Source organism: Cerasicoccus arenae (genome assembly GCF_014651635.1).
GTDB lineage: Bacteria > Verrucomicrobiota > Verrucomicrobiia > Opitutales > Cerasicoccaceae > Cerasicoccus > Cerasicoccus arenae.
The window spans coordinates 212,937-234,302 of sequence record NZ_BMXG01000002.1 but is presented as its reverse complement, the minus strand read 5'-3'; the positions used below and the strand labels follow the sequence as shown (position 1 = coordinate 234,302).

The following is a 21,366-nucleotide window of genomic DNA, read 5'->3' as shown; positions in this document are numbered from 1 at the left end:
ATGCTCAAGAAACTACTCGGAAAACGCGAAATCAGCGACTGGATCAACCCCGTAATCGTCAAAGAACTACGGCAGTCCGTGCGCTCCCGCCAATTCGTGAGCATGTTCGTGATCGTACAGATCATCATGATCCTCTTTGTGACATTCGGCTTGGCCACTGCCACAGGCACACGTGACATGGAGGGAATGAGCGCCCTCTTCTGGACAATCATCAGCATCTACCTGCTTATGATTCTGCCGCTAATGGGGCTCAACGCACTAGCTCGGGAGTTTGATGATGCACGACTGGATCTACTGCAACTTACCAGCTTGAACGCACGTGGTATTGTTTTCGGGAAATGGCTCTCCCTCAATATTCAAGGCTGGCTTGTGGTCTTGTCCCTCCTGCCTTACATTGCGTTGAGATACTTCGTGGGCGCGGTTAATCCGTTACACGACTTAGCCGCCTTGGGCTGGATTCTGTATGGCTCATTAATTTGTACAGGGGGCGCGATATGTGTATCGGTGGTCCATAGTAAGGTGCTGCGCATACTCATGATTATCGTCGGCATCATTGCATTTTTTGTTGCGGTAAACATCATGGCAGTTGCAGGGCTGAACCCGGACGACATCCTAAGCTATCTGGAGACTACCAACCTCTGGGTGTCCATCCCATTGATCCTACTGCTCAGTGTGCCCATTGGCGGGCTATTCTTAGAGTTTGCGAGTGCGCGCATTAGTCCCATGGCGGAAAACCATGAAACACCTAAGCGCTTTTACTTATTGGCAATTTTCGGTCTGTGGGGCATCGCCTACTATGTTGACATTGTGCAGGAGCTTTATCTGGCAGGTGTGTTTATGGCCATGATCGCAGTGACCATTAGTTGCGTGGTCAACGAACCCATTGCCCTACCCGGCATTTATCGTCCTTTCTTACGCTTCGGTGGTATTGGAAAATTTCTCGGTCGAATGTTTCTTTACCCCGGATGGCCCGCCGGTTCCAACTTCGTTGTCGCAGTGTGTGGGCTGACCATTGGCATCCTCCTATTGCTCGACAACGGCTTGAACGACATTGAATTGGTGCTGTTGCAAGTGATCTGCGCCCTTGGCTCATTGTTGCTTCCACGCGCAATCATCATCCTCTTCAAAATGCGTAACAACTCCGGCATGCGTCTGTTCATGCTGATCCAGCTCGTGGCCATCTGCCTGACGGTTCTCGCCATGCTGGTCGAGGAGACCAGAGACTGGCCGTACACCAACATCCTATTTTTCGTTCCCCAAGCTGGCCTGTTGTGTGCGATAGGCTCTATCGAGCCGGAAACGTCGAAATACATGCTGTTCCTGATTGGTAGCATTGTGACAACGGCGATCAGCTACATGGTCATCCTATTCGCGACCTGGCGGCTGCAAGAGCCACAAAAGATATTGGAAGATCAGGCCACCCAGATACTTGAAAAACAAAAGGCCGCCAAGGCTCAAGCGCTGGCTGCGCAGTCCTCGGCCCCCGCCGAAGCATGACTAGCGCCACGATTCAACTACCCGCGCATGAAGTCCACCGCCAAGCATTGAAAAGCGCCGAAAGCGCAGCGCGGATGATCCAACTTGCCTTCCGGCGGGACAACTGGCGCGGCCAGTCTGGGAACTGGGCGGGCATGGGCATTGGCAGTTCCATCGATTTTCAGGATCACCGCCAATACATCCCGGGCGACGACCCCCGTTATATTAATTGGCAAGCCTATGCACGCACGGGTAACTACAGCATGAAGCTCTATCGCGAGGAAGTCAGCCCGCAGGTCGATCTCGCCTTCGACGCTTCTGCCTCGATGTTTGTTACGCCTGAGAAGGCACTCCGCGCACTTGAGCTGCTTTACTTCGCCGCGCACTCCACCTTCCAAATCAACGCCCAGCTGAAGGCCTTTCAATTGATTGGTAGTCAGGTCAAACAGATCACCACGGATGCTCTCCGCAGTGGCCAAATCGATTTTTCTTCGACCGAAGCAACTCCGCTCACGCCCCACTTCGACCGCGTTCCTTGGCGGCAGCAGTCACTCCGCGTCATCATCAGCGACTTGCTTTTCCCCAGCGCGCCAGACGCCGTGGTCAACGTCCTCTCCAGTGGCCGCACACGCTGCATTGTCTTTGCTCCGTGGACCGAGCAGGAGGCGAACCCCGACTGGCTCGGCAACGTCGAGCTAATCGATTGCGAGCGCGACGCTCGCCAGACGCACAACCTCTCCGCCCATGAGCTTGAGAGCTATCGACAACGCTACCGCAGCCACTTTGCCGCTTGGAGTGACGCCTGTCGTCGGCGTTCGCTAGACTTTGCCCGCGTAAAATCCGAAGGCTCGCTCACGCAGGCCCTCACCCGTGAAGCCCTCGGCTCGCAGGCCGTGGAGGTGATTGGAAAATGAATATCTTCCTCGCCAACCAATGGGGTTTGCTGGGACTACTCGCGATTCCCGCGATCATCGCCATTCATTGCTTTCAGCGCCAAGCGCGACCGCTGCTTATTTCCACGCTATTCCTGATGCCCAAGCCACAGTCTGAGAGCCGCTCTGGCCGACGTTGGGAATTTTGGCGCAACTCCTGGGCCTTCTGGATGCAAATCCTCGCCGCGCTTCTGTTAACCATACTCCTCGCCCAGCCGCGCATTATAAAAGACGACTCCACCGCACAGGTCGCCATCGTGCTGGACGCCTCGGCCTCGATGAGTGCCTTTCGCGATTCCGCCACACAGACCGTCAACCACATCCTCGGCGATACCAGCCGCCTAGCCAGCAACACCACTTGGCTCGTGCGCGACTCTCTCGCGACCTCACAACGTCTCTATCATGGCGAGGATGCCAACCTCCTCCGCCAAAGTCTTGAAGCCTGGCAACCCACTCATGGCACGCATGACGCGGCCTCAGCCCTTCGCGCCGCCCAGACTGCCGTGGGCCGCGAAGGTCGCGTAATTTTCATCACCGACGAAGCCAATCCTGCTCTTGAATCACTCGCCGAGGTGGTCACCGTTGGCGAGCCGCTGGCCAATGTCGGTTTCACTGGCGTGCGCACCGATCAGCGTGACGGACAACCCATCTGGCAGGCCATAATCCGTAACTACAGCGACACCCCACAGCAGCGAAAATGGTGGATCGAAGGCACCTCGGGAACGCAGACCGAGCCGCAAAACCTTTCAATCCCCGCCAACGGTGTGCGCCGCGTCGGGGGAGCTTTTCCTGAGGAGGAATCCGCCATCAGCCTGCGCCTGGAAGGCGATGCTTTCACCTTTGACGACCACGCGCCCATCGTCCACCCGCGACCTCGGCCCGTGGCCTACATCATCCGCGGCGAACAATCCTTTGCGGAATGGATTCGCAAGGCCGTCGCCCGCATTCCAGGTATTCAATACGGAGCCGTCGACGGCCAGACCGACCTCGGCGTGCATTCGCTGACTAGCCCCGAACGACTAACCACCCTGCCCCAACCCTACGCAATCGCCTTTGCAAAACAGGGTGCCGATGTTGGCTCATTGTCGGCGCCGCAATCTTTCGTCGAGGCGCACCCGCTGGTCGAGGGACTCACTTTCAATGGCCTCGTCATCCAGCGCGAAGACGAGCTTCCGCTGCCGCCGAGTGACAATGCCGTTGTCCTTGTCTGGTCCGCCAACGAACCACTGATCTATCTGGAAAGCACTGCCCAAGGCCGCGTGCTGGTCTTCCGCTTCGATCCAGCGCAATCCAACCTCGACCGCCTTCCCGCCTACGTAATTTTGCTCAATCGATTCATCGCCACAGCACGACAGCAGCGGCGCTCGCCTTGGCGTGAAAACTTTGAAACACACCAAGCCTTGCCCTTGCCCAGCAACCCGATTCAGCCCTACACCATTCAGCATAATCAAACCGAGCCTCTACCGCTGAAAACCTGGAACGCGCCCACGAAGCCCACACTCTTCACCGTTATACACGGCGGCGATGATTTGCTTCAAGGCGCGGCCCGTTTTGCCGACATTCGCGAGGCGGATTTGCGCCAAGCCCGCACCGCCTACGACCTGACCACTGGCAACAACAAAGTCATCCGCCAAAATCTGGAAGACGACCTGCTCACGCCGTTGTGGGCGCTTCTCCTGATCGGCACCATGCTGGCCAATTACCACTTCACTGGAAGAAACACGTAATTACGAGCGCTCCAAAACAAGCAATTTCATTAACTAATGTTTCGCCAACCTGAATGGTTCTTCCTCCTGCCCGTCCTCGCTTTTCTGGGCTGGTATGCGCGCGGGCTTCAGCTCTGGCGACCACTCCGCGTCATCTGCCTGCTGCTGGCCACCATCTTTCTGGCTGATCCGCAATGGCGATTGCTCAAGCCCGGTCTCGATCTCTGGGTGCTGGTCGACCAATCCGACTCCGCAAAAGATGTCCTCGGCCCCCGCCTGACCGAATGGGAGGCCCTCATTAGCGACAGCCGCGGCCCCGACGACACCTTACACTTCGTGGACTTCGCGCGTGGTGCAACGGAGCGCAGTTCCGATATTCTACGCTTTGAGGATTCCTTAAATCAGACCAATCTCGCCACCGCGCTGCACATCGCCGAGGCCCGCCGGGCAAACAATCGCGCCGCCCGGGTGCTCATCTTGACCGACGGCTACAGTACCGAGCCCCTCGCCAATATCGCCAAGTCCCTCCAAAACGCAAAAACGCCCGTGGACTACAGGCTAGCCATTTTCGACGCCACAGCGGACTTTCAGGTCGAGCGACTGGATATGCCGAATCGCAATCAGACCGCCGAGCCTTTCCTCATCGAACTGCTTGTCACTGGCCCAGCGGGCGGCTCCACGGAATATCATATCAAACGCGACGACAAGACCGTGGCACAGGGAACCGTTTCCACGCCAGCGGGGCGCGGGCGAATTCGCCTGAAAGACCGTATTCTCACACCCGGTGCCTATCGCTATGAGGCCACACTGAGCAATGTCAATGACCCCCGTCCCGGCAACAATTCCGCCGAGCGATGGATCGAGATTTCAGGCGGGCCGCGCATCATTCTAGTCACGCGTTACCAGGACGACCCCGTGGCCACAACCTTACGGCGGCTAGGCTTCGAGCTGGAGGTCATCACCAACGCACGCCAATTTCACGAAGGCCGTTTGACCGGTGCGCAAGCCGTGATCTTCAATGATATTCCGGCGAACGAAATCCCCGCCGACACGCTGGAGGCCATCGATTTCTACGTCCGCGGTCAGGGCGGCGGTTTCGTGATGCTGGGTGGCAAGTTCAGCTTCGGGTCAGGTGGATATTTCGAATCGCCGGTAGAGAACATTCTGCCCGTCAGCTTGGAGCTCAAGGAGGAACACCGAAAACTGGCCGTGGCAATGGCTATCGTGGTTGACCGATCCGGCAGCATGGCCACAACCGTCCCAGGCGGCATGTCGAAGATGGATCTGGCGAACTCCGGCGTCGCCGAGGCCGCGCGCCTGCTCGGACCCAATGACTTACTGACCGTCTTTGCGGTCGACAGCGAGCCCCATATCATCGTGCCGCTCACTAGCGTCGGCCCGAACCTTCCCACAATCGAAAATCGAGTCCGCAGCATCCAAAGCATGGGCGGCGGCATCTATGTTTACACTGGCCTCAAGGCCGCATGGCAAGAATTGAAAAAATCACCCGTCGGTCAAAAGCACATCATCCTGTTCTCTGATGCGGCAGACTCCGAGGAGCCCGGCAACTACAAAAGCCTCATCGCAGAGATGGTCAAAGAAGGTGCCTCCGTCAGTGTCATTGGCCTCGGATCGTCCACCGACAGCGATGCGGCCTTCATCGAGGACATCGCCAAGCTCGGTAACGGCCGGATGTTTTTTAACGACAACCCCGCAAACCTCCCCGCCGTCTTCGCCCAGGAAACGGTCGCGGTCGCCCGATCAGCCTTTGTCGAAGAACAGACTGGCGTTGAGCCTACCGCAGGCTGGCTGCAAATCGCCGCAGGCGCACTCGACTGGCCAGCCTATTTCGACGGCTACAATCTGAGCTACCTCAAGGAAGGTGCGACCGCCGCCGCAAATACCCGCGACGAATACAACGCGCCACTAGTCGCCTTCTGGAACCGCGGCTCTGGCCGGGCCGCTGCGGTATCCTTTGCCGTCTCGGGAGACTATAGCGCGGCAACACGCACCTGGCCCGCCTATGGTGACTTCATGCAAACGCTGACCCGCTGGCTCATCGGGCAAGACATCCCTCGCGGCCTTGGCCTGTCGACCCATTTGCAAGGTAACGAGCTGACGCTGGATTTCTTTTACGACGACACCCAAGCCGACTTGCCCGAAGCTGGGCTACCCAAGCTCCTCTACACGACACAAAGTGCTAACGAGGCCCTGACTGGCGTCTGGGAACGTATCGAGCCGGGACTTTTTCGCGCTAAGCTCACACTTGATTTCGGCCAATCCTACCGCGGTGCCGTCCAAGTGGGTGACCATTCTCTGCCCTTCGGCCCCATCATCGCTGGAGAAAATGTCGAATGGCAAACCAGCCCGGTCGCACTCAATGACTTAATCCAACTGAGCAAGACTACCGGCGGCGAGGAACGTGTTAACTTGGCTGAATCCTGGCAGGCACCGGACACTGACATCAAGCAAAGCCTCCGCCTCTGGATTCTCTTTCTGCTTACTCCACTATTCCTACTGGAAATTTTGCAAACTCGCTTAGGGCTAGCGTCATCCAGCTTCCAAGACTTCTTTTCTCGTAAGCAAAGAATCTGACGACGCACTCACGTGGCTACCCGCCGTAACCAAACTTATCGGATTGAAGTCTAAGGGAATTCTGGCAGAATTAGAGCTGCTACGATAAAAGCGAAAGCGGGCATCTCATTTTTTTGCCGCAGACGTTTTCCAAACCCTGAACTATGCTGCGGGCACGCGCCTCGCAGGACCGAATGCTTTTTTTGCTGATTGAAAACGAGAGAGAGATTTCGGCGGAAGCCTTGTCAAAATGCTACGAGAAGTAGGGTACGTCGTCAGTTGGTATCTGGTGGCGAAAATTTTGTCCACTCTCTGCACATGAACGGTTATGAGACAGAAAACAGCGCCGATAACTAATTGTAACTTTTGAGCTATCCGATAACACAGTCATTCGTGGTCCCCAGCACGCTATTACAGCGGCTCCTTTGGCGACTATTAGTTGGCAATGTGGTGTTACGGCTGTGTTTTGCACTGTTTGGCTATTTAGGTGACCGACCAGGCATCCTGATGATGGCTGGGGTCGGCTTCATTATATATGGTGGCGTTTACCTGCTGCTCAAGTGCCACTGGTGGGGCTGGGGCATCGTGCTCGCCTCACTCGAATGGGTATTGCAGGTGCGCACATGGGTGCTCGAATGGGGTTGGGAGTCGGATTTTCAGCTTCTGCTGCTGTTGCTGTCACCGTTCATGTTGCTGCTCGACTTCGTGCCGCTCCGACGGCGAACTGGCCTAGCCGCCTTGCCAGTAGCAGCTTACCTATTTTTCTTTGCAACGCTACACAATGTCCAGCCCGTCCTTGCTTTCGATCATACCGTGCTCGGGTTCCTCAATCTCCTCAACTTGCTGATCCTTGTGGGAATGACTGCGTGGATGGTTTACTGCTTCGCGCAAAACTCGATCCAGGAAAAGGTACGCGCAGAGCAGCTTTCCGTATCTCGCGCGCAACTCGTTGCTAACCTCAGCCACGAACTCAAAACGCCAATTGCTGCAATCCTGACCACCGCGCAGTCGATGCTTCGTTATGAGCGCAGCAGTGATAAATACAAGCAGGCATTACGGCTGTGCGAGCGGAACTCCCGCAGTATGAGCCAGCTCATTCGCCGCATGCTAGACCTCTCTAAAGCTGGCTCAGACGCCTGGACTCCGGATCTTAAGCTGATCGATCCCCGCGATTTACTTTCGGCCTCGATTGATCTTCACACGCCACTGGCCAATGATGACGGCGTCGATCTTCTGCTCGTCTGCAAAGGCGAACAGTCGATTGAGACCGACACGGACCTGCTCTTGATTATGGTCAACAACCTGCTCGGCAACGCAATCCGCTACACGCCGCGCGACAAGGCAGTCATCATCCGTTTCATCCCGGCAACCACCAATCGGCCAGCCTCGATCTCTGTCTGTGATGAAGGCCCCGGTATCCGCCCCGAGATATTGCCCCATATCTTCGACGCCTTTTATCAGGACGACAAAATCCGTAGCCGTAAATCGTCTATCAATTCCAACTATGGCCTCGGTCTCGCGCTGACAGCAGAACTGGCTGAACGTTTAGGGATTAAAATTGACGTGGACTCCTCTCCTGGAGAAGGAGCACGATTCCATCTCATCTTGCCCGCCCCCCCCCTCACTTCGATACCTCCAAAGGCGAGTCAACCAATTGATAATTGATTACCACTTCAATTCATAAGATATTTTTTTCCGCTTCGTGTTGCATAAGTTCAAACGGATGTTTCATTCGGGTTTGTGTCTACCGGATCAACAACTGAACCAAAATCAAAGAACCCCCTAGCTGGGATCGTGTCCGTGCTGCTCGGAGTCGTCGCACTGGGCGCGGCAGCATATTTTCTCCTAGCCCCCCCCCCCCCTTCCGCCATCCCGGATAAGCCGCAAAGCGATCCGCCCGTATTCGTGCAGCCTGTCCAGGAAACCATTTGGCAGGAAACCGTCGAAGCGCTGGGAACTGTTCGTGCCAACGAGCAGGCAATGCTTTCTCCAAAGATCACTGAACGCGTCATCTCCGTTAATTTTGATTCTGGCCAGCACGTGACCAAGGGCGATTTGCTGATTGAGCTCAATGATGCCGAACAACAAGCATTGCTTGAGGAAATGCAGGCCAGCCTAGATGAACGTTCTCGGCAACTTGATCGCGTGAAGTCTGTCGAAGGCAGCGGTGCGTTGTCCAAGTCTGTCATCGATGAAGAAGTGTCGAAATTCACGGTCGCTAAAGCCCAGGTCGAGTTGGCTAAAGCCCGCTTGGCAGACCGCACGATTTACGCACCGTTCGACGGTGTGCTCGGGTTAAAAAACGTCAGCCCTGGCGAGTTGGTCGAAGCCGGCGACCCGCTCGTGAGCATTATTGACCTGACTCCGGTTAAGGTCGATTTCACCATCCCCGAGCGGCACTTTGCACAGGTCAAAACTGGTATGCCTATACGTGCTCGTGCTGAGGCCTATCCGGACCGTGTTTTTCTAGGGGAGGTACGCTCGATTTCGCCGCAGATCGATCCGATCAGCCGAGCTGCGCAAGTCCGTGCAATCACGCCCAACGAGGACTTTGCGCTCCGTCCTGGCATGTTGTTAATCGTCGAACTAAACCTTGGTGAAAAACATGCAATGACGATCCCCGAGAGCGCGTTGAGCCCCATTGGCGACCAGCAGTTCGTTTACAGGATCAACAACGAGGGCACCGCAGAACGAATTAAAGTTAAGATTGGCCGACGGCAAAAAGGCGTCGTGGAAATCTTGGAAGGCCTAGAAATCGACCAGCCAATCGTCACGCACGGCCATCGCGTCCGCGAGGGGCAAAAGGTGCAAGTGGTAACCGAGGAAGAGGTCTTCACGGACTCGACCAAATCCTAACTCCACCGCACTGTGCATATCTCTGAACTCTCGGTTAAACGCCCCGTCTTTGCGGCCGTCCTTAGCCTATTACTCATGGTTGTGGGCTACTTGTCGTTCCGACAGTTACCCGTCCGCGAATATCCGGACATCGATCCCCCCATCGTTTCCGTTGAAACGAATTACCCCGGTGCTTCGGCGGCCGTGGTCGACACCAAAATCACTCAACTACTCGAAGATCGTATCAGCGGCATTGAGGGCATCCGCTCAATTACTTCGACCAGCGAAGACGGCAAGTCCGAGATTACCATTGAATTTGAACTGAGCCGCGAAATCGACTCCGCCGCCAACGATGTGCGCGAGCGTGTGGGACGCGCAGTGGACAATCTCCCAGTCGAATCCGACCCGCCGGAAATTTTCAAAGTCGACTCCGGCGGAGACGTCATCATGTGGCTCAATTTGGCTAGCGACAACCTCAATGGCCTAGAATTGACCGACTACGCTGACCGTTACCTCGTCGACCGCCTCGCCACTGTCAGTGGTGTCGCACGCGTCCGTATTGGGGGTGCACGGGAGTATTCCCTGCGTGTCTGGCTAGACCGTGACGCCATGGCCGCACGTGGCATTACCGTGGCCGACATCGAGGGAGCTTTGCGATCGGAAAACGTTGAACTGCCAGCAGGTCGAGTTGACTCCGCCGACCGCTATTTCACCGTGCGAACCCAGCGCGGTTACGAGACAGAAGAAGACTTTGCCAAGCTCGTCGTGGGGCAAGGCAGCGATGGCCACCTAATCCGACTCGGCGAAGTGGCAGACGCCCAGATCGGCGCGGTTGAGCACCGTCAGGAATTGCGCGGCAATGGTCAAGACATGGTCGGCCTCGGTATTATCCCGCAGTCCACCGCGAACACGTTGGAAGTCGCCCAGGCTGTGATGGTCGAAGTCACTTCCATTCAAGAATCATTGCCCGAAGGCACCCGCATATTCAACAGCTTCGACAGCACGGTGTTCATCGACCAGTCGATCAACGAAATTTACAATTCACTCATTATCGCGCTGATCCTGGTCGTACTAGTCATCTTCGCCTTCTTGGGCAGCGTGCGTGCCGTGCTTGTACCCGCTGTTACAGTACCAATCTCGCTCATCGGCGCGCTGATTTTCCTCCGTGTAATGGGCTATTCGCTCAACCTCCTTACTCTGCTCGCGCTCTTGCTCGCCATCGGTCTGGTGGTCGACGACGCCATCGTGGTGCTGGAAAATATTTATCGTCGCATTCACCTCGGCGAATCGCCAGCGCTGGCTTCTGTCCGCGGAGCCAAACAAGTGAGTTTTGCTGTCATCGCAACGACACTAGTGCTAATCGCTGTCTTCGTGCCGATTGGTTTTTTATCAGGCAACACCGGGCGTTTGTTCAGCGAATTCGCCTTTGCCTTGGCGGCGGCAGTTGGCGTCTCCAGCTTGATCGCACTGACGCTCTCGCCGATGATGTGCTCGTTCCTGCTCTCATCAGGCCAAACCGAGGGACGCTTCGCCAAGCTAGTAGACACCGTGCTCGACGGCGCAGCGAGTCGTTATCGTCGCATGTTGGATGTCGCCTTGGGTCACCCGTTTCTGGTCGGGAGTATCATAGTGCTCGCAGCTGGATTAATGCTCTTTTGCTTCCGTCGATTGCCCGCAGAATTCGCCCCCAAGGAAGACCGCGGAGTATTCTTTATCATGATGAATGCTCCCGAAGGCTCTAGCTACGAATATGCCCAGAAATACATGCGAGAGATCGAAACCGAGCTACTCCCTCTGGTTGATAACGGCGAGGCCATGCGTGTGCTGACCCGCACCCCGCGCAGCTTCGGCAATCCCAATTCCTTTAACGGCGGCATGTCTATCGTAGTCTTGGAAGACTTCGAACAGCGACGTCCCATTGGAGAAATCATTGGCGAGACCGTTCCCAAAATCAGCAATCTGCCAGGTATTCGCGCATTCCCCGTCCAACGCAGCGGACTGACTCGCAATCTCGGCGAACCAGTGCAGTTCGTGATCGGCGGAAACACTTACTCTGAGCTAAAAGAGTGGCAGGATATCGTTATGGAGGCAGCCCGCGAAAACCCCCGCCTCCTCAATGTCGACACCGACTTTAAGGAAACCAAACCGCAGTTCCGAGTCCGAGTGGACAAGGAGCGTGCAGCGGACCTCGGTGTCTCTCTACGACAAATCGGACAGACGCTAGAGACCTTCTTTGGCTCTCGACGCGTGACTACGTTTCTGGAGCGAGGCGAGGAATACGACGTCATCCTCCAAGGCCGTGATACAGATCGTCAGACCGCCACCGACCTGACCAATATTTACGTTCGCTCTGAAAAAACCAGCACCCTGATCCCGCTGAGTAACTTGATCAAGCTGGAAGAAACTGCCGAAGCTTCGACCCTTAATCGCTTTAACCGCCTCCGCGCAGTAACGATCACTGCAAGCCTCGCCGAGGGCTACACGCTTGGAGAAGCACTGGAATACCTACGCGAAATCGTCCGCGAAAAGCTCCCACCACGCGCCCAAGTTGACTACAAGGGCGAGTCCCGTGAATTCATTGATTCACAAGGAGCCATCTACTTCGTGTTCTCGCTTTCACTCGTGATGGTGTTCCTCGTGTTAGCAGCGCAATTCGAAAGCTGGGTCCACCCATTCACCATTTTGCTGACAGTTCCCCTCGCCATTGCCGGCGGACTCTGGGGGCTGATTATGTACGCGGGCACACTCAATATCTTTTCGCAGATCGGTATTGTGATGCTGGTCGGACTCGCCGCAAAAAATGGTATTCTTATCGTGGAATTCGCCAACCAACTGCGTGACGAAGAGGGCATGAGCGTGCGCGAGGCCGTGCTGCGCGCATCACAACTACGCCTACGGCCGATTGCAATGACTGCGATCTCGACTGTGTTCGGCGCGATCCCGCTAGTCATCGCAACCGGAGCAGGTTCAGAAAACCGAATTACGATTGGCGTGGTCATCTTCTTCGGCGTATCAATTGCATCTGTGTTGACTTTGTTTTCCGTGCCATGGGCCTACAATCTTTTCGGTCGCTTCACCACTGGTCCAAACGCCCGCGCTCAACGCATTGAGGCCGAAGCCGCCCAGAAATCCTTCCAAGAATGACCTGTACACAATTTCTCAGGCCCGCCCTAGCCACGCTGATAGCGCTGGGATTCAGCGGCTGCATGGTCGGGCCAGACTACGTTTCCCCCGCTCCTGAAGTCCCCACCGAGCTGAAGTACGAGAACCGTACCGCGGCCACTTCCCTTGTCGGTTGGTGGACAGCCTACCGCGATCCACAGTTGGCCGCGCTCATCCAAACCGCAACAGTCGCCAATCCGGACCTTGCCGCTGCACTAGCCCGCGTAGACCGCGCAGCTGCCTCTGTCGGTGTTGCCCGCAGTGAGCTTTTTCCGCAAGTTGACTTCTTCACGGAAGCCGTTCGCCAACGCTCCTCCGGCAACCTTACCAATCCAGGTACCAACGCCTCTACACGCAACAACTTTGACTCTGCACTCGGGCTAACTTGGGAGCTGGATGTATGGGGGCGTGTGCGGCGGCTAACGGCATCCGCGCTAGCTGAAGCTCAGGCAGAAGCCGACGCTTTCGGCTACGCCATGGTCTTGGTGCAGACGCTCGTCGCCGAACAGTATTTCCAAATCCGCACGCTCGACGAGCGCATTGGCATTCTGGAACAAACCGTGGTCGGGCGCAAAAAGTCCCTCGATCTGGTCGAAGTGCGGCGCGACAGTGGCTTGGCCGACGACCTCGAATACTACCAGGCGCGAACCGAGTGGTCGATCGCCCGCTCAGGCTTGGAAGGTTTCCGCCGCCGCCGTGCTCTGGCCGAGAACGCACTAGCTATCTTATTGGGTGAGTATCCTTCTGCCTTCACTTTGCCACAGCAACTTGATTGGCATCCGCTACTCCCCCCCTCCCCCATTGCCGTATCTTCAACTCTCCTCGAGCGCCGTCCAGACATTGCGCAAGCCGAGAGCCTTGTTAAAGCGGCGAGTGAACTCATCGGCGCGCGCATTGCTGAGTATTTTCCTCGCATCCAAATTACCGGTGACGTCGGCTTTGCCGCGGCAGACGCGGGTAACTGGTTCACCCGTTCGAGCCTATTCGGGTCGCTTGGACCCAGTGTTAGCGTGCCAGTCTTTACGGCAGGGCGTGTTGCTAGCCGGATTGACGAGGCTAAAGCCGACTACGCTGAACTTCTTCAGCTTTATCGCAGTCAGGTATTTACGGCCTTTCAGGAGGTCGAGGATTCACTTGCAGCACTACAATTTCTACAGGTCCAAGTGACCGCCCAGCAGGACGCCGCCTACTCGGCGCGGGCGGCCGCAGACCTTGCTCAACAGCGTTACGAAAACGGCTTGGTCAACTATTTGGAAGTCGTCGACACTGAGCGTACTGCACTGAATAATGCGTTGGCGTTGGTTGAGCTGGAGAACGAACAATATGTCCAACAATTGGCTCTAATTCGCGCCCTCGGCGGCGGTTGGCAGCCTCCAATATTACCCGACCAGAACGATAATAATGCCCTATTGGACAGTGCGCTAAACACAGCACCACCAAAACCGTCTGCGAACGAAATGCGCTGAGGAAAACAGCTCGCTAATGCGCTAGACTAACGAAGTCTATGAACTTGTTTGCGTAATTCAATCAACCTTTCCTTTCAGCTCCCCAATAAAAGCGACCGCCAGAACAACCAAGCGGTAAGACAGCACCATTCAGTATGCTCAATCGGATTTTGGCGTGATGAGATTGTCGCAATTTCGATTCTTAATGACTTTCGCGGGGATGCCTACTGCGATGGAGCCGGCAGGAATGTCTTTCGTGACTACCGAGCCCGCACCAATCACTGAACCGCTGCCGATGGTCACTCCAGCGGTGAGGTTGACCCGACCGCCAATCCATACATCATCCTCCACGATGATGGGCATTTGTTGAAGGCCTTGTCCGTGGATGGGCTTCCCGGGATCATCGAAGATATGATTCGCGGCGATCATCATCCCATGAGATGCGACACGGACACCCTGCCCAAACGTTATTTGGCCGTCAGGCTTATCCAGCGACCCATAGCCAGTAATGATTGTGTAAGCTTGGACGGAGCAATTTGCCCCGAAACTTACGTTACCTTGAATAATAGCTCCTTCGGCCACGTTGCAGTTTTCACCAAAGACAATTTTTCCGTTTCGCGGATTAATTTTTGCCCCAGGATGAAACAGGCAAGATTTCGGGGCATAAACATTCGGATGCCGCAGGGCCAATCGACGCCCGATCCAGTACAGGAGACGTTGTCTCCAAGTTCGAGGTTTTTGTGGTAGGCTAAGCCCGCCATCAAGGAAATTCCAGAGGCTCATTGAGGCGGCTCCATTTCAAATAACTGCGCGAAACGACCTGGTAGGCTATTGCAGAGCACTCGTGAACCGTCTTGCGAAAATACCGGGTGGTGGCAAATTCGATTGGCGTTCCGCCCGGGCAATTCTCTTTCTCCCACAAACTTTGGTAGCGCAACGCGAGTGATTTCTTTGCCGCTTTGGCGAGAAATGAAGAGCACCGCTCCGCCCTCCGGAGTCCCTTCGTCCGTAACAATCAGGTCATCGTTGACGGGGCTAACCGTCGGGTGCCCGCCACTTGCATGATCACTGAGAATTCGGTAGCCCGTACCATCATAACGAACTTCGGCGAGGGCAATTTTACCAGGGACATCCAGGCGCGGGCCATAGCCGATGAGACGCTCACCATCAGGCTGCCAAGCCCAGTGGACGCCTGGCCGACCGAAACTTAAGTCGAGAGCGAGGTGGATGTCTTGCAAATTTCGATCAGCGGTGAAGACATAGGTTATCTTTGGCTCCCCTCGACGTTTGTCCACGCAGTGGTTCCCAAAATAAAATAGGCAGCGCGTTCCTTGGCGGTTCCAACGCACGCAGTAAGTCATCAACGTCAGTCCCTCATCCGGGCCGAGACGCTCACGTATGATGTGATCCTCACGATGGAGTCGATCACGGTCTGGGTGTATTTCCAAAATTCCATTCGTCGAAAGTAACAGCGACGTTGTTGCTTTTTTAAAATCCAGTGAGGAAATCCCATGCTTGTCACGCGCCTGAAATGGCACCGTGGCAAGCTCGGGACGATAAAGCCGCTCAGGATGGCCATAACCTGCGGCATACAACAGCCCGTGCAGGCAAGATAAGCCGGGCTCACCCGATGGGGGGATGCCTTCCAAATCTCCAGAAACCTGAACTTCGATTCCGGTAGAAAGCTCGCGACGAATGACCTGCGGATTCATTTCGTCGCCAGACTGAAAGTAAACAAAGCGCGCGTCGGGCGACCAGCTTTGCCAAAATCCAGTATGCCAAAAGCTCGGCGTCACATCATTACGGCCAAAACGATCAAGCACCTTGGCATCAGGCGATAAAATCATCACTTCGCCTTGCCCGTTTTCTAGATCCACACCAGCAATGAGAATACGCCCGGAACCATCCGGCGCATACGGGCACAAGCTGTAGTAACTGTGTAGACACCAACGTCCTTCCACCGACAAAGTGCGCGCTCCTAATAAGTCTCGAGATACTGCCATGACTTCAAAATTAGACCGCCACCATTTTCAGTCGATTGTAAAATAACTACGGGCTTCCTGCCACCGCCGAGCTAACGCTTACAGGCGCGCCAGAAGAGAATTCCTCCCAAGGCTTGGAAGAGAAAGTTAGGCACCCAAATCATCAAATCGGGCCGCATCGCAGGCATTTTTTCCAACCAAGAGCAGAGGATAAAAACCATGAAATAGCCCAGCGCCAAGGCGAGGGCCAAGGCGAAATTCGCGTAGGTTTCCGTCCGGCTGGCCTTGATACCGAGCGGGATCGCGACCAGCGCCAAAGAGAGCACTGCAAAGGAGAATGAAAACTTTTTCTGGATAGCAGTCTGGAGCTCGATACGACGCTCGAAGGCCCCTTCTCCCTTATCGGCAATAGCCTCCGCGCGGCGCTGGAGAAGCTCATCGAGGGTCATAAAAGCGAGCTTCGTTTGCTTCTTGTTTCCGCCCAAAAGGTCGTCCAGCGGCAGCCTGAACTCCGAGCGTTTAAACTCACCGATATAAGTTGAATCGAGGTCGCTCGGTGGCAGGTCTGGGTTAATGACTTGGCCATGAGCATCGTGTACAGTGAGTACAATTGCGGGGTTAGCCTCGTCAAAAGACAGCTCGGCACGTTGACCCTGGAGATGACGAATGGCGCGACTTTGGTCATCCAATTCCCAGACGTGTAATTGACGCAGTTCGTTGCCTTCCCGCCGGTCGGCGAAGATAACGTAGCCAGGGAAATTCTTAACGAAAGTACGCGGGGAAAAGAAGCGCAGCGGATCAGCCCGCGCGGCGCTTTGTAACGTCGAGCGAAATGCGGTGTCAGCAATCGGCGCGTAGTAGATATTGATCACGGCAGACAGCCCGACGCCCAGCAGGGCCAACAAGAAAACCGGGGCAGTAATCCGCCATAGGCTCAGGCCTGCAGCCTTCATCGCCACAATTTCGTTTTGCGCTGAGAGCCGCCCGAGCACCAGCAAAATAGCGGTCAGCAGCCCCAACGGCAAAGCGTAGGGCAGCACACCAGGTATCGTGATTGCGATCAGGTAGACGAACATCCCCTCCGTGATTTGCCCGGACGCAAACGGACCCGCGACTTCCTTGATCACATTGAAGACGACGAGCACGAACACGAAGACAGCGATCGCCATCGTGGCCGCCAGCAGCAGCTGGCCAAATATGTAACGGTGCAAGCGGATAATCAACAGCTTGCGACAGCCATCAGCCTGAGTAAAGCAATCTCATACGCCTTTCGGCAGTTGGTTTAAAACTGCACGGAGGACTGGAAACCCAGCACCAGGGCATCGCCAAACTTGCCTGCTGCGCCAGGATTAATGATATACTGAATGTCGGGTTGAAACGTTAGCCATTGGTTAACCTGAATCATATAGGTTAGCTCGACAACTGACTCGAAATTCTGCGGTGACAAGCCCGCGATTACTTGAGACTTTCGGAAATCGTCACTGAACTTGCCATAGACATAGCCCAGTGCGAGGAAGTCATCCTTACGACTTGGTAAAACCGCATCAAAGCGGATACCACCATAAAATGATAAAGGCATCTTGTTGACCCGCTCGTCTGGAGCGAGACTGACTGTAAACCATGGCGTAATACCGGTCTTATTGCCGCTCGAATTTACGCCGTTCGAGTAGACCATTTGGTCGACCATCCAGTACATGCCCCAGAGTCCATCAGCCTTACGAACCGTTTTCGGAAGTCCTGCAATGGTCGGCGGTTGTAGGAATGTAGGGTGATCATCGATTACATGATAACCGCCCATCGAGTAATTGCCTGGCAGCCCTTCTTGATTCCCAATCGTAAGCTCCGGCGTCCACCCAGCCTGCCCAATGATAAAGATGTTTTCGTAATCAAAACTCCAGTCCAGACCGTGGGCGCTGTTACGGTTTTGGGCTGGCTTTTTGGCACCGCCATAGACGCCAACCTGTGCGTAAACAGGTGCCTGTTTCGGGGTATACTTAAAAAACGCGCCCCAAGTCGCATTCGGATAGGCATACATTGGAGAATTCAGAAAGATCGACACCGGATTGCCGTCGAACGCGTTCTGAACGTAGCTCCAGTAAATCGGCCGAGAGAGAAAATCGTCCCCTTGAGCAATGCGGCCCAGCTTGACCTCTAACTGGTCCTCGAAGAGTTCTTGTCGCCAGTAAAACGCGTAGAGTCGGAGATTTTGCCCACCGTACACCTGCTGGGTCTGGAAGACGTTGTGGATATAGCGATTGGATAAACTAACCCCCGAGCGCCAGACCGCCGAGACGTAAAAGTCCGCCCCCGGAATCCCCACCAAACGCTCTAAATCGGCATCCATGTCGAAGCCCATGGAACCAGTATAAGTGAAGCCCTGCCGAGCACCACCTGACACATTCCCCATGCTATCTGTCACGAACTTCAGGGACAACGTAATGCCTTCTTTGGCGAGATCATCCCGATAGTAGCCATCTCCCAGCATGTACTTATAGCTCCACCATGTATCGAGAGAATCGGGGATGGTCGGCTCGATGTGATCGTCAAAATACGTCATCATCTCATCGTGCCGTTCTTCCGCAGTCGCTGCATATTGAGTATAGGCGGCAAAGGCGGGGCTAACCGCCGAAATCAGACATAGCAGACTCACACGTCTTAGGGGACGCCAAGCGATAAAATTTTTCATGGATCGTGTTGTGTAGGGGTTTCTTGACGACCACAAAAATAGCACCGTCACTATGTCTCTACTGGGTAATCGGCATCGGGCATTTTTATGGTAACAAGCAGGTTGAGAAAATCTAAAGGTCGCGGCTGGCATTGCGCTCAATCAACGGCAGCATCTGGCCGCGGCGAAACAATGTCACCTGGCCAGTGCTGGCGGACACCACCAGCGCAATGCAATCTGTGGCCATAGAGATCGAAGCAGCGGCGGCGTGACGCGTGCCCAGCCCACTGGGTAGTTGCTGGGGAAGTTCGTTAGCGTGGATGAGCGTACCGGCAGCTTCCAGCACACCATCGCCTCGGATAATGAAAGCACCATCCAACAGGGAAAACTCCTTCACCGTCTCGTCCATGAAGGGGTTCAGAATATTGCGTTCTTCCTCTTCGTAGCCAAAAAATGGGTTTAGCACGAGCTGCTTCGTATGCGGGCGGACTTGCTGGGAATCACCGAGCACAAAAAGCGCGCCGACGGGTTTACCCTCACGACCTTCCACCGACAACTCGGTCGCAATTCCGAGCACACGCTCCAAAACCTCTGGTTTTACTGCGGCGGGCAGCATATCAGTCTGGCGCGTCAGCACGCTTTGAAATTCGCGCTCCACATCCACAACCACAAGCGTGTCGAACTGGTTGCTCTGCGGCAGTCCACCAACACAGCAAAGGCGCTCATTGTGCTTGATAATACCACGCGTCAGCCCGATCAACATCGCGCTCCGCAACTGCGATAAGCGGTTGTGCCCAAAAGAACGTGCGGGGATGATAGCCGTCACCGTTTTACTGTCAAAGGAGGCCTCCGTAGCCGACTGAGTGACAAGGATCGTCTTCATCCCGTCAAAGGACTCGGTCAAATCAACACCACCGATGAAAGTGTCACCAAAGACCATGATAGCCGAACTCTGTGAGCCCTTGGCCACCTTGACCGCCTCCTTGAGGATTAAACGGTTAAATTTGTTGTCCTTGGTCCCCTGTTTCGCGCCACTACCGCCAAAGGTCGCGGTGACGGACTCTCGCAGGGCAATAATGTCCTTGGAGTGCGTCATTTTCTCGACCACACCGGGCTCTTGGAATGTGCGCGCTAATGAGGCCAGGACATTCAGGTAGGACTTCTCCTTCTCCGAGGCCAAAAGCAGAAAAACCAGCCGTAGGTCACGATATTCGTCATGCCCATCAAACTCAAGCCCACGCGGACAACGCCCAATCGCAAATTGATAGGGTCGCTTCATCGGTATGCGCACATGCGGCAGACCGATACCACTACCCAAGTAGGTGGTCATCGTCTGCTCGCGCTCAATGAGCACTCCGAGCAGTTGCTTTTTAGTCATACCAACTTCCTCAGGAAGCTTGCAAACTTCGAGCAATTCTTTGAGCGCTCCCTCCAGGTCCCCGCTCACAATATCGATGATACGGGACTTGGAAATATACCGGTCGAGTCGCATAAAGGAGTTTTATACACAATGGGGCAGAATGGCCCAGCTGACAACCCTTTTGTTTGGTATTCAGCAAGTTATTAACTTCGGAACCACCCGAAAACTGGGGAAAAATGCACCGCATCGTAATTTCCATTGCCAGCACTGGCCACACCCTAATGATCATCTCCCGCACACCACAATGAATCATCAACCTGGCAAAACTCTCGCCCTCATCGGAGCTTGGCTGCAGATCGGGCCAGTTTTCGGCCTCTTGGGAACTGTCTACGGCATGGTGTGCGCGTTTCAGGATATTGAAGCGTCTGGCATGGGAAACCCCGAGGCATTAGCCAACAATATCAGTATTGCCATTACAACGACCGCCATGGGATTAATCATGGGATTGATTGGCCTCATTTTCCTCGCCATCGCATTTTTTCACTCAAGCTACCGAGCCCCATGGTTCTTTAAATTCCTGATCGTGTTCGCCATTTTTTGGCTCATTCATTTCCCCATTGGCACCATCATCGGAGTCTTGCTGCTGGTCTATATAATAAGCAAAAAAGCAGAGTTTCATTCTCAGCCTCCGGAATTCCGCACATGACCCCCCCCCCCTTTCCAAACTGGATCGCCATCGCCGCCATGGCAGAAAACCGTGTCATCGGCAACGGCAACACCATCCCGTGGCGCTTGTCGGAGGACTTCAAATTCTTCAAGCGTACAACCATGGGGCATGTCCTCGTCATGGGGCGCAAGACTTGGGACTCCATTGGCCGCCCCCTCCCCGGCCGCGAAACCATCGTCATCTCCCGCACCGCCCAGCCTGACGACCTCCCCGGTGCCACCCTCATTCGCTCCCTCGATGCATTGGAAGCCTTTGACCCGGGCGACCGTCAAATCTTCATTGCTGGTGGCGGAGAAATCTATCGCCAGACCCTCCCCCGCTGCGCCGAGTTACTCCTAACCCGCGTCAAGCTCACCCCCCCCGGTGACGCCTGGATGCCTGTCTTCGAGGACTTGTTCGAGCCGACCGAACGCCTGCTGGACTACCCCGAGTTTGAGACCATCCGGCTTCGCCGAATGGAGGTTAAAGCTTGAAGTTTAAAGGTTAAAGTTGAGGTACATTT

General features: G+C 55.2%; 15 protein-coding genes. 10 read left to right on the top strand and 5 right to left on the bottom strand.

The annotated features are described in order from the left end of the window. The 8 genes from IE065_RS02660 to IE065_RS02625 all read left to right on the top strand — a co-directional run bounded on the left by IE065_RS02660 (position 1) and on the right by IE065_RS02625 (position 14,151). Entirely contained in the window at positions 1 to 1,497 is a 1,497-nt protein-coding gene (locus IE065_RS02660) for an ABC transporter permease (RefSeq protein WP_189511549.1), read from the top strand. Further along, positions 1,494 to 2,390 (top strand): DUF58 domain-containing protein, encoded by an 897-nt coding sequence (locus IE065_RS02655; protein WP_189511547.1) that lies wholly within the window; start codon positions 1,494 to 1,496, stop codon positions 2,388 to 2,390. The genes IE065_RS02660 and IE065_RS02655 overlap by 4 nt, the downstream gene beginning before the upstream one ends. Beyond that, entirely contained in the window at positions 2,387 to 4,135 is a 1,749-nt protein-coding gene (locus tag IE065_RS02650; RefSeq protein WP_189511546.1) for a BatA domain-containing protein, read from the top strand. The genes IE065_RS02655 and IE065_RS02650 overlap by 4 nt, the downstream gene beginning before the upstream one ends. A 36-nt stretch (positions 4,136 to 4,171) precedes the next feature. After that, on the top strand, positions 4,172 to 6,709 hold the full coding sequence (locus tag IE065_RS02645) for a vWA domain-containing protein (RefSeq protein WP_189511544.1): 2,538 nt from the start codon (positions 4,172 to 4,174) through the stop codon (positions 6,707 to 6,709). A 345-nt stretch (positions 6,710 to 7,054) separates the two neighbouring features. Next, complete coding sequence (locus IE065_RS02640) at positions 7,055 to 8,353, top strand: sensor histidine kinase (RefSeq protein ID WP_189511542.1); 1,299 nt, start codon at positions 7,055 to 7,057, stop codon at positions 8,351 to 8,353. Positions 8,354 to 8,482: 129 nt separating this feature from the next. Continuing rightward, a complete protein-coding gene (locus IE065_RS02635) occupies positions 8,483 to 9,544 on the top strand; it encodes an efflux RND transporter periplasmic adaptor subunit (protein ID WP_189511540.1) in 1,062 nt (353 codons plus the stop codon). A gap of 12 nt (positions 9,545 to 9,556) precedes the next feature. Beyond that, positions 9,557 to 12,667, top strand: coding sequence for an efflux RND transporter permease subunit (locus IE065_RS02630; protein WP_189511538.1), 3,111 nt, complete (start codon positions 9,557 to 9,559; stop codon positions 12,665 to 12,667). Beyond that, positions 12,664 to 14,151 (top strand): efflux transporter outer membrane subunit, encoded by a 1,488-nt coding sequence (locus IE065_RS02625; protein ID WP_189511536.1) that lies wholly within the window; start codon positions 12,664 to 12,666, stop codon positions 14,149 to 14,151. The genes IE065_RS02630 and IE065_RS02625 overlap by 4 nt, the downstream gene beginning before the upstream one ends. A 138-nt stretch (positions 14,152 to 14,289) precedes the next feature. On the opposite strand, the gene IE065_RS18245 is transcribed toward IE065_RS02625, so the two are convergent. The 5 genes from IE065_RS18245 to IE065_RS02600 form a co-directional block, all read right to left on the bottom strand. Further along, positions 14,290 to 14,913: an acyltransferase gene (locus IE065_RS18245; RefSeq protein WP_189511534.1), complete on the bottom strand. Its 624-nt coding sequence runs from the start codon at positions 14,911 to 14,913 to the stop codon at positions 14,290 to 14,292. Further along, on the bottom strand, positions 14,910 to 16,133 hold the full coding sequence (locus tag IE065_RS02615) for a TolB-like translocation protein (protein ID WP_189511531.1): 1,224 nt from the start codon (positions 16,131 to 16,133) through the stop codon (positions 14,910 to 14,912). The genes IE065_RS18245 and IE065_RS02615 overlap by 4 nt, the downstream gene beginning before the upstream one ends. 71 nt (positions 16,134 to 16,204) lie before the next feature. Beyond that, the gene (locus tag IE065_RS02610; RefSeq protein WP_189511530.1) at positions 16,205 to 17,323 is read right to left on the bottom strand and encodes an LptF/LptG family permease; all 1,119 of its coding nucleotides are present in this window, start codon (positions 17,321 to 17,323) and stop codon (positions 16,205 to 16,207) included. A 71-nt stretch (positions 17,324 to 17,394) separates the two neighbouring features. Next, complete coding sequence (locus IE065_RS02605; protein WP_189511528.1) at positions 17,395 to 18,798, bottom strand: carbohydrate porin; 1,404 nt, start codon at positions 18,796 to 18,798, stop codon at positions 17,395 to 17,397. A 112-nt stretch (positions 18,799 to 18,910) separates the two neighbouring features. Beyond that, positions 18,911 to 20,269 (bottom strand): diadenylate cyclase, encoded by a 1,359-nt coding sequence (locus tag IE065_RS02600; protein ID WP_189511527.1) that lies wholly within the window; start codon positions 20,267 to 20,269, stop codon positions 18,911 to 18,913. A 28-nt stretch (positions 20,270 to 20,297) separates the two neighbouring features. Between IE065_RS02600 and IE065_RS02595 the strand changes: the two genes are divergently transcribed. Together IE065_RS02595 and IE065_RS02590 are read left to right on the top strand one after the other, a co-directional pair. Then, positions 20,298 to 20,843 carry a MotA/TolQ/ExbB proton channel family protein gene (locus tag IE065_RS02595; protein ID WP_229792041.1) on the top strand — a complete coding sequence of 182 codons (546 nt, stop codon included), beginning with the start codon at positions 20,298 to 20,300 and terminating at the stop codon, positions 20,841 to 20,843. Beyond that, on the top strand, positions 20,840 to 21,337 hold the full coding sequence (locus IE065_RS02590; RefSeq protein WP_189511525.1) for a dihydrofolate reductase: 498 nt from the start codon (positions 20,840 to 20,842) through the stop codon (positions 21,335 to 21,337). Before IE065_RS02595 ends, IE065_RS02590 begins: the two co-directional genes overlap by 4 nt. Positions 21,338 to 21,366 lie beyond the last annotated feature (29 nt).

Coding starts and splice junctions, on each gene's coding strand:
- IE065_RS02605 (WP_189511528.1), bottom strand. CDS start 18,798: ATGAAAAATTTTATCGCTTGGCGTCCCCTAAGACGTGTGAGTCTGCTA.
- IE065_RS02660 (WP_189511549.1), top strand. CDS start 1: ATGCTCAAGAAACTACTCGGAAAACGCGAAATCAGCGACTGGATCAAC.
- IE065_RS02625 (WP_189511536.1), top strand. CDS start 12,664: ATGACCTGTACACAATTTCTCAGGCCCGCCCTAGCCACGCTGATAGCG.
- IE065_RS02600 (WP_189511527.1), bottom strand. CDS start 20,269: ATGCGACTCGACCGGTATATTTCCAAGTCCCGTATCATCGATATTGTG.
- IE065_RS02595 (WP_229792041.1), top strand. CDS start 20,298: ATGGCCCAGCTGACAACCCTTTTGTTTGGTATTCAGCAAGTTATTAAC.
- IE065_RS02615 (WP_189511531.1), bottom strand. CDS start 16,133: ATGGCAGTATCTCGAGACTTATTAGGAGCGCGCACTTTGTCGGTGGAA.
- IE065_RS02655 (WP_189511547.1), top strand. CDS start 1,494: ATGACTAGCGCCACGATTCAACTACCCGCGCATGAAGTCCACCGCCAA.
- IE065_RS02590 (WP_189511525.1), top strand. CDS start 20,840: ATGACCCCCCCCCCCTTTCCAAACTGGATCGCCATCGCCGCCATGGCA.
- IE065_RS02645 (WP_189511544.1), top strand. CDS start 4,172: ATGTTTCGCCAACCTGAATGGTTCTTCCTCCTGCCCGTCCTCGCTTTT.
- IE065_RS02650 (WP_189511546.1), top strand. CDS start 2,387: ATGAATATCTTCCTCGCCAACCAATGGGGTTTGCTGGGACTACTCGCG.
- IE065_RS18245 (WP_189511534.1), bottom strand. CDS start 14,913: ATGAGCCTCTGGAATTTCCTTGATGGCGGGCTTAGCCTACCACAAAAA.